Origin of the sequence: Streptococcus australis, from assembly GCF_019930045.1 — a bacterium.
GTDB lineage: Bacteria > Bacillota > Bacilli > Lactobacillales > Streptococcaceae > Streptococcus > Streptococcus australis_D.
This window is the reverse complement of sequence record NZ_JAHZQQ010000075.1, coordinates 1-5,772: the sequence shown is the minus strand read 5'-3', so window position 1 is coordinate 5,772 and position 5,772 is coordinate 1. Positions and strand designations below refer to the sequence as shown.

Genomic DNA, 5,772 nt, shown 5'->3' with positions numbered 1-5,772 from the left:
GTTTGTGTGAATACTTACAGTTTACCCCAATGAAACGCTATGAGTTTTTTTGTTGCACTATATTTTACAATTTATCTCTTAAAAAAATGGTCTACCAAGGAAGAAAAAGCTCAGATGAAGTCCATTCGTGAGGACTTGATTCGCTTTGTACACGATACAGGGAACGAAAAACTCATTAAAGAAATTGAACAGCTGGTGTATCGTCCGGTCAGTGAAGTGTATATCCCTCTTCCAGACTCCAAACATTTCCATGAGGAGCGTCCAGACTTTTTTGGTAAAGGGATCGGACGGTTTGAGCCAGGTACGAGTAAACTTGCGCTCCCAAAAGAGGAACGGACCTTTAAGCTACGATTTTTATCATCAGGTGATGTGATTACTGCCTATATCAACCAAGAAGCTGGGAAGGCCATTCAATCAACTGATAAGCAAGAAATCCTTGGCAATTGGATTCTTCGTGGAGTCTTTCAGTTAAAAGATAGAGAGATCCTAACAGGTAAGAAATTGTCTCAGCTAGAAATCAATGGTATCCGTCTTTCCAAATTCAAAAACGGTGAAATCGGCATAGACTTCATCTGGATTGATGTGGACAATCCTCCTGCAGACGCGATTGGTTGGGTTGCGAAATCCTCTTCATCTACATGATAAAAGAACCTCCTAGTTTTCTAGGAGGTTGCTTTGTATTCTGTGGTAGGGCTGTGGCCTAGGTAGGTATAAATCCGTGTCAGTGGGGATTGGGGATGGGTGGAGACGCGAAAGTGAAAGTAGTGGTCACGGTGGTCGCGGCTCTGGGTATGGTGGAGTCTGAAATAGTTGCGCTGACCTGTCGACATGGATCTCAGCAGGTCATCTTCTAAAAAGACCAAGGGGGTCGCAGTCGTTGCCAATCGGTAAAAATCATGCTCGAACTGCTGGTAATTGTCTGAAAAATAATCGAATTGGAGTTCGTGTTTATTCAGGGCTGGTTTCATAGCTAGAATCTCCTGGTTCAATAGAAAAAATAGTCGAAAGAAGGAGAGAGTGGTAGTGCTGGCCATTTTTAATGAGGACTTCGGAAGGGCTTAAGGTATAGACCTGACCGTAGTAGACGGCGACTTGATTGTCCTGGAGGGTAGAGAGGGAGAGGGAGGTCTCTTGCTGGTAGGCTTGCTCGAGGAGGTGACGGATTTCTTGGTTTGAGAGGAGGCGAAGCTCTTCGAGAGAGAGCTGGTTTGTTTGTAAGGCCGTCGAATGCTCAGAGAGGAAGAATCCGGCCCACTTGGCCATGCCCCGGTCTTGGAAGTCGCGTGCCGACTGATAAGGGAGATAAGAACGATCAATCATGCTAAGCCATCTAAACCTCCTGCAGAGTGGCCTCCGGTCAGCTTGCTTCGAGCCAGAGCGCGCGAATTTTCTAATAGGGCAGAGCCCTTCTGTAGAGAAGCAAAACCGAATCGGTCACGGATGTGGTCAATGGTCTCTTGGAGAGCTTCTTCTCTTTGGGTTTGCTCAGGGTCATCAAATAGGGAGATCAGCTGGAAGCTCTCCTCCACGAGCTTCCCATAAAAGACTCCGATCTGCCGGATGGCTCCTCCCTGGTAGTGGGAGCGAAAGAGCTGGATGACTTCCTTGGCTAATTGAGCGGTAGAGTTGGTCGGTTCAATCTTTCGCTGGCAGTGGATGGAGGGAAGCTGTTCCTGTTTGGAGTAGCTGGCGTGGATGGAGACCAGTTGTGTCTTTTTCTTTTCCCGACGCAAGCGGATAGCAACTTGCTCAGCCATCTCTCGAAAGACTAGTTCAATATCGCTTTGGCGGTGGTAGTCATGGGGAAGGATTTGCGAATTTCCTAGACCGTGAGACTTTGGCCGATAGGGACGATGGACATTGCTTTCATCGATCCCATGGGCGTGAAACCAGAGTTGGACGCCCATGACGCCAAATTCTTTTTTGAGTTGGTCTGGATTGGCCTGGGCTAGTTCATAGATGGAGTGAATACCTAGTTTGTTCAGGCGTTTTTCTGTTCGATGGCCGATCCCCCAAAAATCGGTCAGTTTTTTTATCTGCCAGACTCGATTGGGGACGTCTTCATAAGACCAGTTAGCCCGCATGGTTTTCTGGTGCTTGGCTTCGTTGTCCAGAGCCAGTTTGGCTAGGAGTGGATTGGCATTGCTCATCCCGACAGTAGCGTAGATCCCAGTTTGCTGCCAAATGCGCTTTTGGATCCGAGCAGAAAGAAGATCCAGCTTGGAGCGTCGGTCCAGCTGAGGATCGGGAATAAAGTAGTTGAGAGAGCTGGTCAAATCGATAAATCCCTCATCAATGGAATAGGGATAGATGTCATCTGGAGCAGCAAATTCTTGAAAGACTTGTTGGATTTCCATGTTGACCTGGATATAGGCATTCATGCGAGGGGGCACGATAAAGGTGCGCTTGGCCCAACTTTCGATATAGTGGACAAAGGCTGGATCCGTAGGCAGGCCTTGCTTACGGGCCAGGTAGTAATTGAATTTCCTCGTCTTGAGATCAAAGGGCAGATCATAGCTCCGTCCGACATTTTTCTTCCCAAAGACCTGCTTGAAAACGGGGGAACTGGCTAAGATAAGGCCAGCAGAATTGTCGCTCCGACTCATGACACAAAGAGAAGTAGTCAAGGGATTGAGGCCGAGGCGGACGCATTCACAACTAGCATAGAAACTTTTCATATCCACAAAAGCAATATCAGACCTGGGCTCACGTGAATAATCAAAAAGCATGTCTAGACCTCCAGAGGGAGGAAGTGGCCGACCACGATACCGACGATTTTTGGTTCATCTTCGTAGGGAGCAAAGAGGTCGTCATAGGCTGGATTGATGGATTCTAGGCGGAGGCCCTCCTCTTCTCGATAGACTTTTTTGATATAGGTCTTCCCGTTCCACATGAGGGCGTAGACCGCTCCATCATAGTCAAATCCAGTCTGTTTCATCAAGGCAACGGAACCGTTTGGATAGCTTGGTTCCATAGAATCTCCAGACACCCAAGAGGCAAAGTCGTGTTGGATCTCTTGGTCAAAATAAACGGTCTCGTAGTCGGTCTCATTGTCATAGAAGGTATGACCATGTCCAGCTGCCAAGTCGATAGAGAGGACGCGGTAAGGGATCAAAGAGACGACCTTTTCTTGCTCTGCTAAGAGCTGGCTGGCAAAGAGATCGACCTTTTTCTGATGGGGTGGGGTTAGTAAAGGGTAGGTGAAAAGCGCTGAGCTCTTGTCGACAAAGTAGTCCTCTTTAACGGAGAGGCGCTTGGCCAACCTCCTGAGATTTTTATCGTGTGGCTCTGCTAAGCCATTCTCCCAACTAGAGTAGGTCTTGCGACTAATCTCTAAGGATTCGTAGACCTGGGCTTGGGTCAGGCCCAGCTCAAGTCGCCGGTCTTTTAATTTTTTTGCATCAAACATCTGCATTCTCCTATGTAACGTTTTGAAAGTTACGTATAGTATAGCAAAAAAAAATTCGGACTTCAAGAGAAAAGTGAGAGGATTTTTCTTTAGCAGCGAAAGGGATTTAACTTAAGCGGATCTCAGATGGGAGAGGTGGGTGTTTTTGTATCTTTTATCCAAATTTTGATATAATAATCTCTATGAAGATTGTATCAGGTACCTATGGAGGGCGTCCTCTTAAGACGCTCGAAGGAAAGACAACAAGGCCCACTTCAGATAAGGTGAGAGGGGCTATGTTTAATATGATCGGTCCTTATTTTGATGGGGGTCGGGTCTTGGATTTATATGCTGGCTCAGGCGGTCTGTCCATCGAGGCGGTGTCTCGGGGGATGGAGCAGGCTGTCTTGGTCGAGAAAGATCGCAGAGCCCAAGGGATTATTGCTAGCAATATCCAAATGACCAAGGAAAGCCACAAGTTTCAATTGCTGAAGATGGAGGCTCACCAAGCTCTCAATCAATTGCAGGGGACCTTTGATCTCATTTTCCTGGATCCTCCCTATGCCAAGGAGCAAATCGTAGCCGATATTGAGGCCCTGGCTGAACGTGGTTTACTTGGAGAAGAAGTCATGGTCGTCTGTGAGACAGACAAGGCAGTAGACTTGCCTGAGGAGATTGCTTGTCTAGGAATCTGGAAAGAAAAAATCTACGGAATTAGTAAGGTGACGGTTTATGTCAGATAAAATCGGATTATTTACAGGTTCATTTGACCCAATGACCTTGGGACACTTGGATTTGATAGAGCGGGCTAGTCGCTTGTTTGATCACTTGTATGTAGGCATCTTCTTTAATCATGAGAAGAAGGGCTGTTTTACCATTGAGCAAAGGGAAGCCATGGTGACAGAAGCAGTGGCTCATTTGCCCAATGTAAGAGTCATCACCTCAGAGGCAGAGTTGGCAGTAGAGGTGGCTAGACGGTATGGGGTGACGAGTTTGGTCCGAGGGTTACGCAATAGCCAGGACTTCCTCTATGAAAGCAACATGGACTACTTCAATCACCAGCTGGCTCCAGAGCTTGAGACCATCTATCTCTGTGCCCAGCCCCAGTACCAGGCCTTGAGTTCGACGAGAATTCGCGAGTTGCTGACCTTCCAGCAGGATGTCAGTGCCTATGTCCCAGAGAGTGTTATAAAGGAGATGAAATAAAAGGAATGAAAGAATTTGAGAAACCAAGGGCTCAGCTACCAGAAAGCCCATTTGAACCTATACGCAAAAAAGATAGTGTGTGGAGGACCTATCGCTGGCCCCTTATTGGGACCTTGCTTCTGATTTTGGCCTTGCTAGCTTTCTTTGTTCCCCTACCCTATTATCTAGAAATGCCCGGTAGTTCAGAAGATATTCGCCAGGTGATGCGCGTCAACCAGAAAAATGACGAAGCATCCGGTTCGTATGATTTTGTCACTGTTGCCGTCAAGCAAGCGACCTTCTCGGATATAGTCTATGCCTGGGTGACTCCTTTTACAGATATCTACTCTGAAAAAGAAATGACAGGTGGCAGTTCCAGTGAGGAATTTTTCCGAATCAATCAATTTTATATGGAGACCTCTCAAAATACTGCCAAATACCAAGGACTGAAAACGGCTGGAAAAGAGACAGAGATGGAATTCCTCGGTGTGTATGTCATGCAAGTGGTAGAAGACTCTACCTTCAAAGGCGTTCTAAATATTGCGGACACGGTTACGGCTGTGAATGACAAGACCTTCAAGAGCTCAAAAGAGCTCATCGAGTATGTTGGCTCCCAAAAAATCGGGGACAAGGTCTCAGTGACCTACACAGAAGATGGCCAGACCAAGACTGCTGAAGGAAAGATTATTAAGTTGGTCAATGGCAAGAATGGGATTGGGATTAGCTTGATTGACCGGACAGAAGTGAAGAGTGATGTACCGATTGAGTTTGCGACAGCTGGCATCGGTGGTCCAAGTGCCGGGATGATGTTTAGTTTGTCCATCTATACCCAAGTAGCGGATCCAGACCTTCGTCAGGGACGCCATATCGCGGGGACAGGGACCATTAACCATGATGGGACTGTCGGAGATATCGGTGGAGTGGATAAAAAAGTCGTAGCAGCAGATCGCGCTGGTGCTGAAATCTTCTTTGCCCCTGATAATCCAGTGACAGAAGAAGTCAAAAAGAACAATCCGAATGCCAAGAGCAACTACGACGAAGCGGTAGAAACAGCTAAGAAAATTAAAACCAAGATGAAAATTGTTCCTGTCAAAACCTTGCAGGATGCCATTGACTATTTGAAAAAGATAAATTGTAAAATATAGTGCAACAAAAAAACTCATAGCGTTTCATTGGGGTAAACTGTAAGTATTCACACA

At 46.7% G+C, this 5,772-nt stretch carries 7 protein-coding genes and 1 pseudogene; 4 read left to right on the top strand and 4 right to left on the bottom strand.

Annotated features, from left to right (window positions below; all coding sequences use genetic code 11):
* Positions 1-72: 72 nt before the first annotated feature.
* Positions 73-642, top strand: a pseudogene (locus K1J10_RS09900) (hypothetical protein); the annotation flags it as partial.
* Positions 643-662: 20 nt separating this feature from the next.
* On the opposite strand, the gene K1J10_RS09895 reads toward K1J10_RS09900, so the two are convergent.
* Genes K1J10_RS09895 through K1J10_RS09880 form a run of 4 tightly spaced genes read right to left on the bottom strand, consistent with a single transcriptional unit; the run spans position 663 to position 3,409 of the window.
* Positions 663-968: a DUF5960 family protein gene (locus K1J10_RS09895; protein WP_123160002.1), complete on the bottom strand. Its 306-nt coding sequence runs from the start codon at positions 966-968 to the stop codon at positions 663-665.
* Positions 949-1,320 (bottom strand): hypothetical protein, encoded by a 372-nt coding sequence (locus K1J10_RS09890; RefSeq protein ID WP_125374975.1) that lies wholly within the window; start codon positions 1,318-1,320, stop codon positions 949-951. Before K1J10_RS09890 ends, K1J10_RS09895 begins: the two co-directional genes overlap by 20 nt.
* Positions 1,317-2,729, bottom strand: coding sequence for a Y-family DNA polymerase (locus tag K1J10_RS09885; protein WP_223357179.1), 1,413 nt, complete (start codon positions 2,727-2,729; stop codon positions 1,317-1,319). The genes K1J10_RS09890 and K1J10_RS09885 overlap by 4 nt, the downstream gene beginning before the upstream one ends.
* A gap of 2 nt (positions 2,730-2,731) precedes the next feature.
* Positions 2,732-3,409, bottom strand: a complete 678-nt coding sequence (locus K1J10_RS09880; protein WP_223357177.1) for a helix-turn-helix domain-containing protein — start codon at positions 3,407-3,409, stop codon at positions 2,732-2,734.
* A gap of 182 nt (positions 3,410-3,591) precedes the next feature.
* Between K1J10_RS09880 and rsmD the strand changes: the two genes are divergently transcribed.
* From rsmD to K1J10_RS09865, 3 genes are read left to right on the top strand one after another with little or no spacing between them, the layout of a single operon-like run.
* A complete protein-coding gene (gene rsmD, locus K1J10_RS09875) occupies positions 3,592-4,131 on the top strand; it encodes a 16S rRNA (guanine(966)-N(2))-methyltransferase RsmD (protein ID WP_048715851.1) in 540 nt (179 codons plus the stop codon).
* A complete protein-coding gene (gene coaD / locus K1J10_RS09870) occupies positions 4,121-4,594 on the top strand; it encodes a pantetheine-phosphate adenylyltransferase (RefSeq protein WP_223357176.1) in 474 nt (157 codons plus the stop codon). The genes rsmD and coaD overlap by 11 nt, the downstream gene beginning before the upstream one ends.
* Positions 4,595-4,599: 5 nt before the next feature.
* Complete coding sequence (locus K1J10_RS09865) at positions 4,600-5,718, top strand: SepM family pheromone-processing serine protease (protein WP_263285415.1); 1,119 nt, start codon at positions 4,600-4,602, stop codon at positions 5,716-5,718.
* Positions 5,719-5,772 lie beyond the last annotated feature (54 nt).

Bases quoted from the DNA above. Each gene is read 5' to 3' on its own strand.
- K1J10_RS09895 (WP_123160002.1), bottom strand. From the start codon at position 968: ATGAAACCAGCCCTGAATAAACACGAACTCCAATTCGATTATTTTTCA.
- K1J10_RS09890 (WP_125374975.1), bottom strand. From the start codon at position 1,320: ATGATTGATCGTTCTTATCTCCCTTATCAGTCGGCACGCGACTTCCAA.
- K1J10_RS09885 (WP_223357179.1), bottom strand. From the start codon at position 2,729: ATGCTTTTTGATTATTCACGTGAGCCCAGGTCTGATATTGCTTTTGTG.
- K1J10_RS09880 (WP_223357177.1), bottom strand. From the start codon at position 3,409: ATGTTTGATGCAAAAAAATTAAAAGACCGGCGACTTGAGCTGGGCCTG.
- rsmD (WP_048715851.1), top strand. From the start codon at position 3,592: ATGAAGATTGTATCAGGTACCTATGGAGGGCGTCCTCTTAAGACGCTC.
- coaD (WP_223357176.1), top strand. From the start codon at position 4,121: ATGTCAGATAAAATCGGATTATTTACAGGTTCATTTGACCCAATGACC.
- K1J10_RS09865 (WP_263285415.1), top strand. From the start codon at position 4,600: ATGAAAGAATTTGAGAAACCAAGGGCTCAGCTACCAGAAAGCCCATTT.